The 18,192-nt window shown below is 37.0% G+C and carries 14 protein-coding genes; 9 read left to right on the top strand and 5 right to left on the bottom strand.

From position 1 onward, the window contains the following. Positions 1 to 65 precede the first annotated feature (65 nt). A complete protein-coding gene (locus tag IPI65_09800; GenBank protein ID MBK7441804.1) occupies positions 66 to 2,249 on the top strand; it encodes an AAA family ATPase in 2,184 nt (727 codons plus the stop codon). Here IPI65_09800 and IPI65_09795 read toward each other — a convergent pair whose 3' ends face one another. The 4 genes from IPI65_09795 to IPI65_09780 all read right to left on the bottom strand — a co-directional run bounded on the left by IPI65_09795 (position 2,250) and on the right by IPI65_09780 (position 6,280). After that, positions 2,250 to 3,395 carry a hypothetical protein gene (locus IPI65_09795; protein MBK7441803.1) on the bottom strand — a complete coding sequence of 382 codons (1,146 nt, stop codon included), beginning with the start codon at positions 3,393 to 3,395 and terminating at the stop codon, positions 2,250 to 2,252. Between the two features lie 85 nt (positions 3,396 to 3,480). Then, positions 3,481 to 4,494 carry an amidohydrolase gene (locus IPI65_09790; GenBank protein MBK7441802.1) on the bottom strand — a complete coding sequence of 338 codons (1,014 nt, stop codon included), beginning with the start codon at positions 4,492 to 4,494 and terminating at the stop codon, positions 3,481 to 3,483. A gap of 388 nt (positions 4,495 to 4,882) precedes the next feature. Further along, positions 4,883 to 5,272 (bottom strand): GxxExxY protein, encoded by a 390-nt coding sequence (locus IPI65_09785; GenBank protein MBK7441801.1) that lies wholly within the window; start codon positions 5,270 to 5,272, stop codon positions 4,883 to 4,885. Between the two features lie 489 nt (positions 5,273 to 5,761). Next, positions 5,762 to 6,280, bottom strand: a complete 519-nt coding sequence (locus IPI65_09780; protein ID MBK7441800.1) for a 3-hydroxyanthranilate 3,4-dioxygenase — start codon at positions 6,278 to 6,280, stop codon at positions 5,762 to 5,764. 41 nt (positions 6,281 to 6,321) lie between these two features. Here IPI65_09780 and IPI65_09775 point away from each other — a divergent pair, with 41 nt between their 5' ends. Then, positions 6,322 to 7,113 carry an SDR family oxidoreductase gene (locus IPI65_09775; protein MBK7441799.1) on the top strand — a complete coding sequence of 264 codons (792 nt, stop codon included), beginning with the start codon at positions 6,322 to 6,324 and terminating at the stop codon, positions 7,111 to 7,113. Positions 7,114 to 7,240: 127 nt separating this feature from the next. Here the strand turns inward: IPI65_09775 and IPI65_09770 are convergent, their stop codons facing one another. Next, the gene (locus IPI65_09770; GenBank protein ID MBK7441798.1) at positions 7,241 to 7,747 is read right to left on the bottom strand and encodes a peptidylprolyl isomerase; all 507 of its coding nucleotides are present in this window, start codon (positions 7,745 to 7,747) and stop codon (positions 7,241 to 7,243) included. A gap of 212 nt (positions 7,748 to 7,959) precedes the next feature. Here IPI65_09770 and IPI65_09765 point away from each other — a divergent pair, with 212 nt between their 5' ends. The 7 genes from IPI65_09765 (at position 7,960) to IPI65_09735 (ending at position 18,078) form a co-directional block, all read left to right on the top strand. Beyond that, on the top strand, positions 7,960 to 9,918 hold the full coding sequence (locus IPI65_09765) for a peptidylprolyl isomerase (protein MBK7441797.1): 1,959 nt from the start codon (positions 7,960 to 7,962) through the stop codon (positions 9,916 to 9,918). Further along, positions 9,887 to 10,786: a hypothetical protein gene (locus IPI65_09760; GenBank protein MBK7441796.1), complete on the top strand. Its 900-nt coding sequence runs from the start codon at positions 9,887 to 9,889 to the stop codon at positions 10,784 to 10,786. Before IPI65_09765 ends, IPI65_09760 begins: the two co-directional genes overlap by 32 nt. Further along, on the top strand, positions 10,783 to 12,135 hold the full coding sequence (locus IPI65_09755) for a peptidylprolyl isomerase (GenBank protein MBK7441795.1): 1,353 nt from the start codon (positions 10,783 to 10,785) through the stop codon (positions 12,133 to 12,135). Before IPI65_09760 ends, IPI65_09755 begins: the two co-directional genes overlap by 4 nt. A gap of 66 nt (positions 12,136 to 12,201) precedes the next feature. After that, entirely contained in the window at positions 12,202 to 13,167 is a 966-nt protein-coding gene (locus IPI65_09750; protein ID MBK7441794.1) for an AAA family ATPase, read from the top strand. A 190-nt stretch (positions 13,168 to 13,357) separates the two neighbouring features. Further along, complete coding sequence (locus tag IPI65_09745; protein MBK7441793.1) at positions 13,358 to 15,256, top strand: amidophosphoribosyltransferase; 1,899 nt, start codon at positions 13,358 to 13,360, stop codon at positions 15,254 to 15,256. A 268-nt stretch (positions 15,257 to 15,524) separates the two neighbouring features. Then, on the top strand, positions 15,525 to 16,385 hold the full coding sequence (locus tag IPI65_09740; protein MBK7441792.1) for a Bro-N domain-containing protein: 861 nt from the start codon (positions 15,525 to 15,527) through the stop codon (positions 16,383 to 16,385). A gap of 895 nt (positions 16,386 to 17,280) precedes the next feature. Continuing rightward, positions 17,281 to 18,078 carry a transposase gene (locus tag IPI65_09735; protein ID MBK7441791.1) on the top strand — a complete coding sequence of 266 codons (798 nt, stop codon included), beginning with the start codon at positions 17,281 to 17,283 and terminating at the stop codon, positions 18,076 to 18,078. Positions 18,079 to 18,192 lie beyond the last annotated feature (114 nt).

The raw sequence follows: 18,192 nt of genomic DNA, 5'->3' as shown, positions 1-18,192 counted from the left end.
ACGGGGCTGTTGCAGATATTTTTTATAGCTTTACTGCTGTTTAATCCTTAAAAACAGATTTTAAAATGGAGTATCCTGACAATTCCAATATACAATTTCGTTTAGCTGCCGAATTGGTTAATTATACCGGTCAGCATATCTTTTTAACGGGCAAGGCAGGCAGTGGTAAAACCACATTTTTGCGTTTCATTAAAAATACCATTACAAAAAATTGTGCTGTTGTAGCGCCAACCGGTGTTGCGGCAATTAATGCAGGTGGTGTTACTATGCACTCGTTTTTCCAATTGCCATTTGAAGTATTTATTCCTGTAAATGCACCTTTTAGCGGACATTTAAATGTTACCTATAAACATAATTTATTCAGCAAAGTGCAACTCAATAAACAAAAGCGCGAGGTAATGGAAGAACTCGAACTTTTAATTATTGATGAAGTAAGTATGTTGCGCTGCGATAAATTAGATTGTATAGATGCTATTTTACGTGGGGTGCGCAAAAAAAATATTCCTTTTGGGGGTGTACAGATATTATTTATCGGCGATATGTACCAACTGCCTCCCGTAGCACCGGATAACGAATGGTTAATTTTGAAGGAACATTATGACAGTCCGTTTTTTTTCGATGCACATGTATTTAAAACCACACCGGTAGTATACGTTGAGTTAAAAAAAATATACCGACAAAAAGAGCAACAATTTATTGATTTATTAAATAATGTTCGAAATAATACCATGTCGGATGTAGATTTTGAATTACTGCAAACCCGATACGAACCGGGCTTCAGGCCACCGGCGGATGAAAATTATATTACCATTGCCTCACATAATTATAAAGCAGATAAAATTAATACTGAAGAGCTGGCAAAGTTAACTACGCCTGCTGTTACTTTTCAGGGAATTATTGAAGGTGAATTTTCTGATAAATCGCTGCCGGCCGACATGCAGTTAGTAGTTAAGGAAGGTGCACAAATTATGTTTATTAAAAATGATACAGGAGAAGAACGAAAATATTATAATGGAAAAATTGCTGTAATAAAAAGTATTCATAAAGATACCATCACCGTTACCATGCGCGATGAAGGTGTAGATTTTGAATTAAAAAAAGAAACCTGGCAAAATATCCGTTATCAGTTTAATAAAGATAAAAATGCAATAGTTGAAGATATTATTGGGAAATATACCCAATATCCCATCCGACTGGCATGGGCAATAACCATTCATAAAAGTCAGGGATTAACTTTTGACAAAGTGGTAATAGATGCTGGTCAGTCGTTTGCTGCGGGGCAGGTGTATGTTGCGTTGAGCAGATGTACAACATTAGATGGTATGGTATTATTATCACGCATTTTTGGTACTGCTATCGGCACCGACCCGCGTATAATTGCTTTTGCCGAAAAGGAGATGCAGGAAGACCGGTTAGAACATATTATTTCAACCGAAAAAGTACGTTATCAGCAAAAAAAATTGTTTGATGCATTTAATTGGGACAAACCGGTAAAATTACTGGAAGCTTTTGCCGAATTTGTACCTGACCGCACACTCGAAAATAAACGTGGCGCCATATTATTAACTACCCGTTTGCTTCAGGCTATTTATGAGCAACGTGAGGTTGCAGAAAAATTTAGAGAAAAATTACCCGCATTGATTGCAGATTACGACATTAATAAATCAAATGAATTATATGAACGTGTAACCAAGGCTGTCGACTGGTTTGGTGATACCATGCAGCAACGCATATTTGCGCCTTTGGTTGATCATTTGCATGAAATAAACGGACAGGGAAAAATCAAAAAATATTATGAATATGTGTTGGATTTAATTTCCACTTTAGAGATGCATCTTAAAAATATTTTTGAAGTGCGTTATGGAGAAATAAATTTATACAGAGGCGTTAATACCTTTAAACAATATGTTCCAAATCTGCCAACCAAAACAGCAGGCAAAATTAAGGCCCCAAAGGGCAGTACTTTTGCAGAAAGTTTACATCTGTATCAGGAAGGCTTATCAGTAGATGAAATTGCGCTTGCAAGAAGTTTGTCATACGGCACTATTTTAAAACATTTATTACAATTTGTTGAAACCGGTGAAACTACTATCGAAGGAATAATACCATCTGAAAAAATAAATAAAATAAAAGCAATAGCACGCGAACTCGACACTACCGATTTAACACTTGTGCGCGGCGCATTGGGCAAGGGTTTTGATTATGCAGAAGTCAAAATTGTTTTGGGCATGATGATGGATGAGGTGTAATTACCGAAATACCACTTCCGGATATCCCAAAAATTCCATGGTGTTTTTGTCGAAGAGATAAATAATTTGTAAACCAAGTCCTTCATCAACAGGGTTTAATTTATTAATCGTTACACCATTTTCTGCATTATACAAAAGGGAGTCTATCGTTTCAAATCGATAGTTTTTTGCGGCTAAAAGGTAATTATCTACAGTGTAGAAATAAATAAATTCACCTATAACATGATTGAGTTGGTTCTTTAGCGTATCATTAATACAAATTTCAGCAATTTTTTTTCCGTGTAAAAATGAATAGGTTGTTTGATAAGTTTCAATCACGAGGGTATCCCCTATAACTTTGTTAAATCCTAGTAGTGGTAATTCACTTTCTATTACTAAAGTGTCAGTAATTTCGTTGTTATAAGTAATGGAATAATTGTAAAAACTCCGATACCCACAATTTACTTCACCGCTTGTAATTCCGATTAAATTAATATTATACTCAGTAGATAAATAAACGAGTTTAGAAAGTTCAGCATTATATCGACTTTGATGTTTTTTGCTGGACTGTGTCACGATACATCGTACATCTTTTGTGCTAATTTTAAATAAGATTTCGCCATAACAAATACGTCCATCAACATTAACTGTCCCAAAATTTTTTATAAAAATTGAATTGCTGTCGGCCCCAACGATTCTACAATTAGTAAAAATAGTAGGTATTAATAATTTATCGTTTGTTTCTAAAATTGACAATCCATTGTTTTTCCAAATATATATTTTACCACAAGCATAATAAACATCCAGATAATAGTCATCATTTTCAGTTTGACAAACTGTGACCTGATTGAGTTCATCAATTAAAAAGAAATTAAAATACAAATCATTATTAGAACGTTTTTGATAAACATGTAAATTTAAATTATCGTTTATTACTTTTTTATATAGAAACTTTGTTGTTGCATTAGTATCAATTATTAGTTGAAAACTGCTATCAGTTTTTACAATAGTTAATGCATATTGCTGCCATCTACCGAAGTCATCAACAGTTTGCTTGCGCTTGTATATACCATCCTGACGTGCACAATCATTACCTGTTTGGCAAAAAGCGGTATTGCCAAACATCAAACTCAATCCTAAAAATAATATTTGAAGGTATTTAAACATACCATTGGGTTCAGCACTACAACGTTGCCGGAAATAAAATAGTATGATTTTCAGCATAAAAACTACACTTCCGATAGTCGTCAGCTTAAATAAATTGTTCTTTTTTAACACCCAGCCATTCCAATGCAGTACCGTTTAACAAACGTTCCTGAATGGAATTATCAAGCCCTAACGATTCGATAAGTTTTCCCGGATGATGTTCACCTAAAGGGAAGGGATAATCGCTGCCAAGTGCGAGTTGATTTGGTCCGAATAATTTCAATAAATATTGCATCATCATTTCATCATGCACAAGGGTATCGAGATAAAATTTATCGAGGTAATTGCGTGGATTTACTTGATTGTCTACTGCAACTAAATCGGGCCGCACATTAAAACCGTGTTCAATACGTCCGATTGTAGACGGGAAACTACCACCACCATGTGCAAATGCAACTTTCAGGTGTGGGAGTTTTTCAAAAATACCACCGAATATCATCGAACAAATAGCCAGTGATGTTTCAGCCGGCATACCCACCAGCCAGGGCAGCCAGTATTTATTCATTTTATCTTTTCCCATCATATCCCATGGGTGGACAAATATGGCGGCGTTTAAATCGGCAGCTGCTTTAAAAAACGGAAATAATTCTTCCGCATTTAAATTCCAATCGTTTACGTGCGAACCAATTTCTATTCCAGCCAATCCTAATTCTTTTACGCAACGCGTCATTTCCTGAATACTTAATTCAGGGTCTTGGAGTGGAACTGTTCCTAAACCAATAAATCGTTTTGGATGTCGCGAAACAACTTCTGCAATAAAATCATTTTGGAAGCGGGAAGTCTCCAAGGCATATTGTGCGTTTTTTTCCCAGTAATGAAACATTACCGGAATGGCACTTAATACCTGCACATCAACTTCCGTGGCATCACAATCGTGAATACGCACTTCGCCATCCCAACAATTGGATTGAATTTCTCTAAAAAACTTATCCCCCTGCATCATCCGCGCACATCCCGGACAATGATGATCAAGATGAATATATCTGTTATCCAAAAACTTCTCACTCCACTTCGGGAGTTTATCAGGGATGATATGGGTGTGGATGTCGATTTTAAGCATAGTTTGGAACGCGGAACCCGGCGGGGCGGGTCGCAGATTTTGGCTGATTTAAACTGATTTTTTTTATTTTGGAACGCGGAACCCGGCAAGCGGGTCGCAGATTTTGGCTGATTTTAAACTGATTTTTTGGGTTTATTTTTTTTGGAACGCGGAACCCGGCGGGCGGATCGCTGATTCTTACTGATTTTGATTGATTTGTTTTAGAAAGATGAACCCCGACAAGCGGGCGTGAAATAAACTGATTTATTACTGATTTTTTTGGTTTATTAATTTTTGAACAATCATCCGAAATGTGGGGTGGTGATATGAACTGATTTAAACTGATTTTTTTGTAATATTTTTTTTGAACTGATGACTTCGATAAATCGAAGAATATGTTTAATTGATTTTAGAAACTGGTGTCTAGTTTATTTCGGAAAATTTTTCTTTTGATTTCAGGATCTTTTCCAAAATTTAATAATAATCCAACTTCAATTTGTGATGCTTTTAGATAATTTATTAATTGATAGGTATGTTCTACACATAATGCTTCGCATGCTTTTATTTCAACACCTACAATATTTTCAACAACAATATCCATTATATAATATCCTACTTCCTGGCCATTGTAGAATACTTTTATTTTTACCTGTTGTTCAACTTTTAACCCCATGGATTTTAATTCAATAACCATGGCATTTTCATAAACTTTTTCCAAAAATCCGTATCCAAGTTTATTGTAAACATTGTAATACGCTTTTATCACTTTTTGCGTGATATCGCTGTGTAAATATTCCATCATCACAAATTTTCATTCAACACAATATTCATTCAGCCCTCACAAATTCACTAAAAATCATTTTCCGTAAATCCAAATATATTAATCGCGAACCATTATTCCCTCCAACAATCCCATCAAATCCGCTCAAACAATCTCTTTCAAATGAACCGATCAACGAGTATCCCTTTTACATTATCCTATCAGCGAGCATCCCTTTCATAATCCAATCAGCGTTCATCCGCCAAAATCCGCGACCCGCTGGCGGGGTTCCGCGCCTGCCTGCCGGTAGGCAGGTTCCCTTTTTTTAAATCATCCCATCAGCGAGCATCATTTCCAAAATCCAATCAGCGTTAATCCAACAAAATCCGCGACCCGCTTGTCGGGTTCTGCGTTCCCCCTTTCCCACCATCCAATCACCGAGCATCACTTCCAAATCCCATCAGCGTGCATCCACCAAAATCCGCGACCCGCTTGTCAGGTTCTGCGTTCCCCTTTACATCATCCCACTCACTTCGGTGGCTCCATCACGTATCCGCAGTTATCGCAGGTGCGGAGTTGTTCGTTGGCGTAAAAGGAATTCATGATGGCCGGTAATTGTGTTACGATATCTTTTAAAGGAAAAGTTTCTTCATGTAATTTATGATTACACTTTTCACAAAACCACATACAGGAATCAAATTCTTTTTCGGTGCGATAACGTTCTATCACTAATCCAATTGTATTTGCCGGACGACGCGGAGAATGCGGCACATTTGGTGGCAATAAAAACATATCACCTTCTTTAATCACAATTTCACGTGATTTACCATCTTCCTGAATGGCAACCGTTATATCTCCTTCCAACTGATAAAATAATTCTTCACCATCTTCAAAGTGATAATCTTTTCTTGAATTCGGTCCGCCGACAACCATTACAATAAAATCTTCATTGGCTTTATATACCTGCTGGTTACCTACCGGTGGTTTCAATAAATGTCGGTTTTCATCTATCCACTTTTTTAAATTAAAAGGTGCTGCTACTGCCATATCTTTGATTGTTTAATTTTGAAGTAAATTTATAAAGAATAATGAATATCAGTCTGAACAATTACAACGCAATAGTTTGCGGCAGCACGCAGGGAATAGGTAAAGCCTGTGCTATGGAATTAGCCACCCTTGGCGCTGAAGTAATTCTTGTTGCACGCAACGAAAATAAATTGCAACAGGCAATAGCTGAACTACCTGCACAAAACGGTCAGCACCACCAATACATCGTCGCCGATTTTGCTGATCCCAACAACGTAAAAAATCAGGTGCACACATTTTTACAGCAATACACCAAAACCATACATATTCTCATCAATAATACCGGCGGACCGGCAGCGGGAAAAGTGAGTGAAGCAACGGAGGACCAGTTTCTTTCCGCTTTTAATGCACATCTCATCTGCAACCATATTATGGCAATGGCGGTAATACCTGAAATGAAAACAGCCGGTTACGGTCGTATCATAAATATCATCAGCACATCCGTAAAAGCACCATTACCTAATCTCGGCGTATCAAATACCGTTAGGGCTGCCGTGGCTAATTGGAGTAAAACCTTGGCAAATGAATTGGGTGGATTTAACATTACTGTAAACAATGTATTACCGGGAGCCACCAAAACTGAACGCTTAACCGGCATCATCAGCAACAATGCCGCTAAAACCCAAAGCACTGAAGATGCTATTGCACAAAAAATGCTAGCCGAAATTCCGATGAAACGATTTGGGGAGGCAAGTGAAATTGCCAATGCCGTAGCTTTTTTAGCATCACCGGCAGCAGCTTATATCAATGGTATCAATTTACCTGTAGATGGGGGCAGAACGGCTAATTTATAGTACAAACTACTGTACACGCAAATAAACAGCTGTTTTTCAGCCGTATTGTTATTAATACAAATTGAATGCCATTTCGAATATCAAACGGATATCCAAAATGGCATTTTTACATGTAAGTTATTGATTATCAATGATGATGACCGCCGGCACCGTGCACATGGCCGTGATCAATTTCCTCCTGAGAAGCTTCTCTGATATCGAGAATTCCACCTTTAAAATGGAGGTTTACACCGGCAAGCGGGTGATTGAAGTCCAGTAAAACCTCAGCTTCACCAACCTCTGCAACACGAGCTCTCACAAGGTGACCACCCTGATCGCGCAGGTTTATTACCTTATCTACCTCAAGCAGATCTTCGGCTAAAACGCCATCAATCATAAAAATGTCTTTTGGAACATATTCCATTGCTGTATCATCAAATTCGCCGTATGCGTTGGCTGCAAGAATTTGAAACTCGAAATTACTTCCGATAATTTTTCCTTCAAGATTTGACTCAAACTCAGGCAGTAAGCCGCCTGCGCCGAAAAGAAACACAAATGGCTGATCGGCATTTACCACTTCTATGAGGTCTCCGCTGGCATTATCTTCCCTCAATTCATACGTTAAGGAAACCACTTTGTTTTTTGAAATTGACATGACTTAAATTTTGTTAAAGCGCCAAAGGTAAGTATAAAATGCCGTTAATCACGCACGATTTTTGCTGTTAGGCGGCAGTGCGGGACCGTCAGGAGGCCTGGTGATTGACAGTCAAAAGCAATATAATTACCGCAATGTTGCTTAAAACTCAATAATCATTAGCTTTGCAGTCCCTTACGCAAACCAAACCTATAAAATATAATTTACCACATATGAAAATGAACATTTTCAAGACGTTAATGCTGCTGGCCGGCATGTTATTAATTACATCAGTAAACGCACAAACTCCGGGTGGAAATGAAGTGTTGTTTACCGTAGATGGCCAACCTGTTACAAAAGAGGAATTCCTTTACGTTTACAAGAAAAACAATCCCGACAAACAAAACGATTATTCGAAAGCAAGTTTGGATGAATATCTTGACCTCTACATCAACTTCAAATTAAAAGTTGCCGAAGCACGTGCCGAACATATCGACACAACCGAAAAAGTAAGAGAAGAATTACAAAAATATGGCGACCAGTTAATCAAATCGAACTTCGATAAAGAAGTACTGGAAGCAGCCGCATTAAAAATGTATAACCGCTCGCAAACAGAACGTTTGGTGTATCATATTATGATTGCCATAGATGCAAATGCACCGGGTGCAGATACAACAGGCGCAATTAAAAAACTGAATGCTGCACGTGAACGTTTAATGAAAGGTGAAGATTTTGGTAAAGTAGCTGCAGAAATTTCTACCGATAAAACCAATGCTAACGATCCGGGTTTAGTAGGATGGATTACAGCAGGTCAAATTCCGGATGCAAATTTTGAAAATGCTGCATTTGAAACTCCTGTAGGCACATACAGCAACGTAATTAAAACTAAATTCGGCTACCATATTATTAAAGTAGTTAAAGAACGCCCTTCACCGGGAATGGTAACCGTTGGACATATTTTAATTAAAACACCTAAAGATGCAAAAGCACCTGAAATTGCAAAAGCTAAAGCAAAAGCTGACAGTATTTATGCATTATTAAAAGGTGGTGCTGAATTTGAAGAATTAGCAGGAAAATATTCTGAAGATAAAGTGAGTGCTGCTAATGGCGGTCGCTTAGAACCTTTTACTACAGGTAAAATGGTATTACCATTTCAGGAAGCTGCTTTCGCATTAAAAAACCAGGGTGATATTTCCGCTCCTGTTCAAACAGCTTTCGGATTTCACATTATTCGTTTAATCGAAAGAAAACCAAATGGTACATTCGCTGAAGTAAAAGACGAATTAAAAGGAAAAATTGAACGCTCACCGGAATACAAAACCTTGCGCGCCGATTTTGTTGAGAAAGTAAAAACAAAATATCCGTTTACTGAAAATGTTGATGCCAAAAAAGAATTGCTGGCAAAATTAGATTCATCGTTTGTAAAAAACAGTTGGAATTTAAATGCTGCTGCAGGCATGAATAAAGTAATGTTTTCTATCGGCAACCGCAGCTTTACACAGGCTGATATGGCTTCATATATTGAAATCAATCAACGTGTTTCCCGCGATAAAAACATTGAAGAAAAATATAATAAATTATATACCCAGGCATTGGAGCAAACTTTAATTGAATACGATTTAAGTGAGCGCAATATCGACTTCAAACGTTTATTACAGGAATACCGCGATGGCTTACCATTATTTGCCATGTTAGAACGTAAAATCTGGAGCAAAGGCTCAACCGATTCAGTTGGTTTAGCTGCTTATTATGAAGCACATAAAACAGAATATATGTGGGAAGAAAGAATTGATGCTACCACTTATACCGTTGCTGATGCTAAAACGGCAAAAGCTGTTAGAAAAATGGCCGGCAAAAATGCTTCTGATAAATCAATCATGGATAAATACAATGTTGACTCCACACAATTAGTTACTGTTAAAACAGCGGTTATTTTACCTGGTCAGGACAGCAATGTGGATGCATTAAATAAAACACCTGGTATTGGCAGTGATATTTTAAATGCTGATGGCACTATCACATTTGTGAAAATAAATAAAATTGTTCCTCCAACACCAAAAACGTTGGATGAAGCAAGAGGATATGTAATTTCTGCATATCAGGATCAATTGGAAAAACAATGGATTGAAGAACTCCATAAAAAATATCCGGTTGTTGTAAATGAAAAAGTATTTAACTCAATGGTTCGATAAAAATCAATTGAACGTTAAAAATGTATACATAGCACTCTTTATTAGCATAGTGGCTCTTGGTTGCAACAAGCATAAGCCTGAAAAAAACCAAGAGCCACTGGCAAGAGTGTACGACAAATATTTATATGTTTCGGATATCGCAGGTTTAATAAACGACGAAACAACCCCTGAAGACAGTGCCCGGATTGTGAGCGAATACATCGACAACTGGGTGAGACAAAACCTCATTTTACGCGTTGCAGAAGATAACCTGCAATCTGCCCTCGCCAATATCAACAAACAAGCTGAAGCTTATAAAGAATCGTTAATTATTTACGCGTATGAGCGCCAATGGCTTGCCGAAAATTTGGACACCATTGTAGTGGAAGATTCCATAAAAAGTTATTTCGAGCGCAACAAAAAAGATTTTACCCTAAAAACCGACATTTACCAGCTAGCCTACGCCGTTTCACCCCGCAGCAATAAAACTGCCGATTCCATACAATATTGGTTTTCGAGAGGGCTGGAAAAATATCGCTACCCGATTGAACGTTATTGTGCGGCTAACTGTGAACGTTTTTCATTAAACACACAGATTTGGCTGAGTGAAGACGATTTGTTTAAACTGTTACCTTACGACATGTATAGTGGCGGCAGGTTCAGAACTAAGTCGCCGATTACCTATAGCGACACCAGCAGCAGGTATTTTGTAAAGGTGGAAGATTTTCATCTTGCCGGCGATATCGGCCCTTACGATTATTTAAAGGAAGGCATAAAAAATATTATTATCAATAAACGAAAAAAAGACCTGCTGGATAAAACATATCAGGATATTTATACAGAAGGATTAAAACGCGACAACGCAGAATTTTTAAAAAAAGAACAATGAAAAAAACGGTTTTCACCACCTTACTTACAGTAATCGGAATTACCTTATTTGCACAAACAGGAACCGATAAACCTGTTATCGATAAAATTGTTGGTCAGGTTGGCGACAAAATTATTTTAATGAGCGAAGTAGAATCGTTTTACTTTGAACAATTACAAAAAGGTGATGTACCAGAAGATTACCGCTGCCAGGTAATGCAGGAATTAGTTACCCAAAAATTGATGCTAATTCAGGCAGCAAAAGACAGTATTGAAGTAACCGACGATGAGGTGGAAAGTAATATTGAAAATCGTATCCGTTATTTTATTTCATTATTCGGCTCACAGGAAAAAATGGAAGAATTTTACGGTAAGTCGGTGCAAGAAATTAAAGAAGAATTCAGAGATGATGTTCGCAATTTATTATTAATTCAGCGTATGCAGGATAATATTTTTGGCGATTTATCAGTTTCCCCTACCGAAGTAAAAGCATTTTTTAATGGCATTCCTTCCGATTCATTGCCACTCATCAATGCAGAAATTGAATATGCCCAATTAATTATTATTCCCAAGGCCAATGCCGAACAAAAAGCCATTGCAAAAGCTAAGGCAGAAGATATTCGTAAACGTATTTTAGCAGGTGAAGATTTTTGTAGTCTGGCAAGTATTTATTCCTCTGATGGAACAAAAGATCAGTGCGGCGATTTAGGATGCAAAACCCGTGAAGAATTTGTTACCGAATTTTCAGCAGCTGCATTTAAATTACAACCGGGTGAAATATCTGAGGTAATAGAAACAGAATTTGGATATCATATTATTAAAATGGAAAGCCGCCAGGGCGACAAAGCTTGTTTGAGACATATTTTAATTATGCCACCTGTTACCAATTTAAATTTTGTTGCAGCAAATAAACAACTGGATAGTATTCGCGCAAATATTATAGCAGGAACCATTACATTTTGTGATGCCGTAAAAAAATACAGCGATGATGAAAACACCAATAAAACTTGCGGTGCTGTAATGAATCCACAAAGCGGAGAAAGTACATTTCAAATTTCCGAATTATCACCTGACGATTATTATTCCATCGAAAATTTAAAACCGGGTGAGGTTTCAAAAGTGGTACCTTTTACAACGGCTGACGGTAAAAAAGCATTGCGTATTATTATGCTTAACGACCAAACCGATCCGCATGCATTAAATTTAATTGATGATTATGCAAAAATTCAAAACGCAGCCTTATCTCAAAAACAAGTGGCTATAATGGGCGAATGGGTGGCAGAAAAAGCAGCAACCGAATATATTAAAATTGACCCTGCTTACGGCGATTGTGTAGATTTGAATATGTTGCTCGAAACAGCAGGTAATTAATGTTATTTAGCGTTAATTATTTTTTTAGAGACTGAATATTAATTTGATTTGTATTAAAATAGCAGAATGAAAGAATTTAAAAATGATGTGGAAGCTATCGATTCGCTGGCGGCTGACTTTAAAAAGCTGCAATCGGAAATCGGCAAAGTGATTATCGGTCAGGATGAAGTGGTGCAAAATGTTTTGATGAGCATTTTTGCTGATGGTCACAGCTTGTTGGTTGGGGTTCCCGGACTGGCAAAAACATTATTGATTAAAACAATTTCCGATGCTTTACATTTATCGTTCAAACGCATTCAGTTTACACCGGATTTAATGCCGAGTGATATAACAGGAAGTGAAATTCTGGATGATAACCGCAATTTCAAATTTTTAAAAGGTCCCGTTTTCGCCAATATTATTTTAGCGGATGAAATAAATCGTACACCGCCAAAAACCCAGGCCGCTTTGTTGGAAGCCATGCAGGAAAAAAATGTTACCATTGGCGGACATTTACATAAACTTGAATTGCCATTTTTTGTATTGGCAACGCAAAACCCGATTGAGCAGGAAGGAACCTATCCTTTACCGGAAGCCCAGCTCGACCGTTTTATGTTCAACATCATTTTAGATTACCCAAGTTTTGATGCTGAATTAAACATTGTAAAATCTACCACAACCGATACAAAAATCACACTCGATAAAATTATCGGTGCTGAAGAAATAATTGGCTACCAACATCTGGTGCGCCGCATTCCAATTACCGATAACGTGTTGAATTACGCCGTTTCACTGGTGAGCAAAACACGTCCAAACACCGACAAAGCCGACCCTAAGGCAAATCAATATTTAAGCTGGGGTGCAGGTCCGCGGGCATCTCAATATCTCGTTTTAGGTGCTAAATGTCATGCTGCCATAAAAGGCAAATATGCTCCTGATATTGAAGATGTTAAAGCAGTAGCCCTTCCGGTATTACGTCACCGCATTGTGCGCAATTACAAGGCTGAAGCCGATGGCATTGGCGTTGATGACCTGATAAAAGGTTTATTGTAAAAGCCACTCGTATTTTTCCGCTGTTTATTGACTGCACAAAGGTTTTACACCATTTGTAATTTTCTTATACACAACCCGAAGCGTGTAATTACCGTATTAAGGGGAACTTATCCTGCTTATTCATGTTTTTATGAGACATTTAAGCCGTTAATTGAGTAAATTTGCGGTTCAATTTCAGAAACATTTATTTGTGAGCGATCAAATCAAGCATGAATGCGGCATAGCCCTCATTCGTTTATTAAAGCCACTCTCCTACTACCATAAAAAATATGGCACTCCTTTGTATGGGTTGAATAAATTATACCTGTTGATGGAGAAAGAACACAACAGAGGTCAGGATGGAGCGGGTATTGCCACCATAAAAATAGATTCCGAGCCGGGTTATAAATTTTTGGACCGCAAACGCAGTGTTGCACCATCGGCTATTAAGGATATTTTCGAAGAAGTATTTAAAAAGGCCCGCAAAATTGAACGCAAAAACCCTGAATTGTATAACGATACAGAGTGGATGCGCAAAAATGTGCCGTTTACCGGTGAGGTATTAATGGGGCATTTACGTTACGGCACTTTTGGCGGCAACGATATCGACAGTGTACATCCATTTGTTCGCGATAATAACTGGATAACCAGAAATCTGATTTTAGCCGGCAATTTTAATATGGTGAACAATGAGCAATTGTTTCAGCAATTATTGGAACTTGGCCAGCACCCAAAACAATTTACCGATACAGTAACCGTAATGGAAAAAATCGGGCATTTTCTCGATGATGAAGTGCAACGATTGTTTGACGAAAGAAAAGAATATCACGACAATAAAACATTAACCAATTTAATTGCCAGCGACTTAGATATTCAGCGCATTTTAACACGTGCTTCAAAAGATTTTGAAGGTGGTTTTGCCATGTGCGGTATGTTTGGCCACGGCGATGCATTTGTAATGCGCGATCCGAACGGTATACGCCCATTATATTTTTATCAGGATGACGAAGTTGTTGTTGCAGCAAGTGAACGCCCCGCAATTATGACAACGTTTAATGTGCCGTTCGAAAAAGTAAATGAATTAAAACCGGGGCATGCCTTAATCGTTAAGAAAAAAGGTGCTGTTAAAGAAGCAATGGTAATTCCGCCGAAAGAAAAATTATCATGCAGTTTCGAACGCATTTATTTTTCGCGAGGCAACGACAAAGAAATTTACGAAGAAAGAAAAAACCTCGGTCGCTTTTTAACAGCAAGAGTTTTACAATCTGTTGATTACGATTTCGATAATACCATATTTTCATTTATTCCCAATACTGCTGAAACAGCTTTTTACGGCATGGTAAAAGGAATTGAGGAATATTTAAATAATTATAAATCGGAGGAAATAAAAAAACTCAACGGAAAATTAGATACGGCTGAGTTGCAACGTATTTTAAATTTACGTCCGCGTGTAGAAAAACTCGCATTAAAAGATGTAAAACTGCGCACATTTATTACCAACGATTCTGACCGTGGCGATTTAGTGAGTCACGTGTATGATGTAACGTACGGACAGGTTAATGATGGAAAAGATACAGTAGTTTTAATCGACGACAGTATTGTTCGTGGCACAACATTAAAGGATAGTATCATTGCCATTCTCGACCGTTTAAATCCGAAAAAAATTGTAATTGTTTCTTCGGCACCACAAATTCGTTATCCCGATTGTTATGGAATTGATATGAGTAAGATGGGAGATTTTGTGGCGTTCAGAGCAATGGTTGCGTTGTTGAAAGAACATAAAAAAGAACATTTAATTCAGGAAGTATATGATGAATGTGTTGAAGTAACCAAACTCAGCAACGAAAAATCATATAACGCCGTAAAAAAATTATACGATCAGTTTACCGATGATCAAATCTCAAATAAAATTGCCGAAATCGTAAAAGCGAAACATATTCGCGCTGAGGTTGAAGTAATTTATCAGTCGGTAGAAAGTTTACATTTAGCCTGCCCTAAAAATTTGGGCGACTGGTATTTCACGGGCAATTATCCAACACCCGGCGGAAACAAAGTTGCAAACAAGGCATTTATGAATTGGGTAGAGAAGAAAGATGTAAGGGCGTATTGAAGTAAGCATTTGATATTGTAACTATTCTTCAGTTATACGTGTTAGCATAACTTAAAATATTTATTATTCGAGTTTAAGCGCTTTTGATTCTGCGGGCAATGCAAAAGCGCCGATTCAGCTTGTTTATTAGCCAACAGTATGCTATTTAATTTCTTTATTTTACTTATAAATATAATCATTAAAAGTTATCTTAGCCTATTGATTTTTTGAATAAACAGATAATTCAATTTGTTTATTTATTAAATAACACAACGGCAATATTAACCTAATGAAAAAAGAAACGGCAATTAACCTATTCGAACAAAAACAAGTTCGGTCGGTTTGGAGTGAGGAGGAAGAGAAGTGGTATATTTCAATAGTAGATGTTATTGGTGTTTTAACGGACAGCCCCAACCCTCGAAAGTATTGGAGTGTATTAAAAACCAGGCTGAAAGCAGAGGGAAGTCAGTTGGCTACAAACTGTAGTCAACTGAAAATGCAATCCAATGATGGCAAATTTTATAAAACAGATGTAGCGGACACAGAACAGCTTTTCAGACTCATACAGTCGGTTCCTTCGCCTAAAGCAGAAACCTTCAAACTTTGGCTGGCTAAAGTTGCATCGGAAAGGCTTGATGAAATGCAAGATCCTGAATTAAGTATTGACAGAGCAATGGAGAATTACCTGGAACTGGGATATTCTGAAAATTGGATTAACCAACGTTTAAAAAGTATTGAAATCCGTAAAGAATTAACTGATGAGTGGAAAAAAAGGGGTTTAAAAGAAGGTGAACATTTTGCCACACTTACTGATATAATTACCAAAACCTGGTCGGATAAAACGACAAAAGAATACAAAATTTTAAAAGGTTTAAAAAAAGAAAACTTACGTGATAATATGACGAATACAGAACTCATATTAAATATGTTAGCAGAAGCTTCCACCAAAGATATTTCAGCAGCTACAAATCCGGAAACGTTTGAAGCAAGTAAAAAAGTTGCGAAACAAGGTGGAAATGTTGCCAAAGTTGCCTTAAAAGAACTGGAAGCAAAAACAGGCAAAAAAGTGGTTTCTTCCACAAATGCTAAAAAAATATTACCTCAAACAAAAGGAAAAATTGTAAGCCCAAAAAAAAATAAACTTCAGTAATTGAAGGCTTTTATGATGATTTAATTCAGTTGCAAATAAAGCTTTTATGAATCGAGTGGTGAAAAAAGCTGTAGGGTCGTATTAAATAATTTTCTGGTACCACATAAATTTAATTTCACTTAAGCTGATCATGCTTAGTTGATTCAGCTTATTTATTATTTGGAGCATCAACATCCTCCACGCCATCACATTTCGTTCCGGCCTTCCATTCCAAGTCCGCTCCCGTTGAAAAAACGGGATGCGGACTGTCCCGATAGCTATCGCATAGGCGTCAACTAAATTGTACAATAAAAACGCCAGGAGCGTGGATTGGTCTACATTAGAGCTTGTACAAATAAATATGGAAAACGAGTTTCGTAATTAATATGTCTAGTAAAAAAAACGAACCCATTTTCCACAAGCCAAAAATACTAAAGTTGGCTTAATAAGTAATGCTGAAATTTCTCGACAAGCCCGGCTTACGGGTTTTGCAAAGCATCAAAATAGTAAAATTAAAGCGTATCATTTATTGACATCTTTTTTCGCATTGGTAGCTAAAAGTGAAAAAAGTTATGCCAGTTGGGCAAGTGCCTTGTCCGGTGTAATAGGCCAGCCAGTAAGCAAACAGGCCCTTTTCAAAAGGATGAATACCGCTTGGGTTAATTTGTTAAAAATACTGCTCCAACTCGTTTTAACTAAACATTTAGGTGCACCAACTAAAAAGGGAAAGTTCAAATTATTTCGTAATGTTTATTTGCAAGATAGCACGGCAATTAAACTTCGGACTTTATGAATAGCCTTTTTCCGCAATTATAGTAAAGGCAAGCAAAAATCAGTTGCAAAAATCAACGTTGTTATGAATGCAATTACAGGACTATATACATTTTAATATAACTGGATTTACAACAAATGAACAATGTTTATCGGCAACCATATTGGATATTGCCAAAAAGGTGATTTAGTAATACGTGACTTAGGATATTACTCGCTGCAAGTTTTTGAAAAAATGATTGCTACAGGTATTTACTTTATAAGCAGGCAACGCTTTAATACCAATTTGTATGACCCAAAAACGATGGAACAGCTATCAGTAATGAAATTGATAAAGAGAAAAAATTATGTTGATATAAACTTGCTCTGTGGCAAAACAAATAAGTTACCAATAAGGTTGGTGGCAATAAAGCTGGATAGCAAAACAACAGAAAGAAAAATCCGCAAAGCTAGGCAGGATAGGGATAAACGGCTAAATCACTCAAAAGAATTTTATACTGCTTTAGGGTATATAATTTTTATAACCAACATTAATAAATCAGATTGTACGGCACAAGACATATCAGATTTATACCGTACTCGCTGGCAGATAGAACTATTATTTAAAAGTTGGAAAACAGGTATTAAGATTGAATCGATAATACCGAATGATCAAATAAACACAATACGAATCGAAGCTGTGTTATACATGATCCTACTTTATATTGCATGGTTTGAGGTTCACATTTACCTACCAATTAAGATTGAGGCTTATAAAAAACATAAAAAAATAATCAGCAAAGTAAAACTCGCATCATTTGTTATAAAACAGTATGGCCAATTTTACACCGCTGTTTTAAGCCTCCAAACGATAGAACAAATCATCTATTACTGTTGCCATGAAAAACGTAAGAGAATCAACGCCACTGAACATTTTAACCAATTAATGAACACTTTTGGTTGACGCCTATGCGATAGCTATCGGGACAGTCCGGGCTATGAGAGCTTACTGCCCAATTGATTTTTTACTTAGGTTGTAATTTGATAAGTAGTAAATGTACATTTTCTCATAGGTTGG

Source organism: Bacteroidota bacterium (genome assembly GCA_016706255.1).
GTDB lineage: Bacteria > Bacteroidota > Bacteroidia > Chitinophagales > BACL12 > UBA7236.
This window is presented reverse-complemented; position numbering and strand designations above follow the sequence as displayed.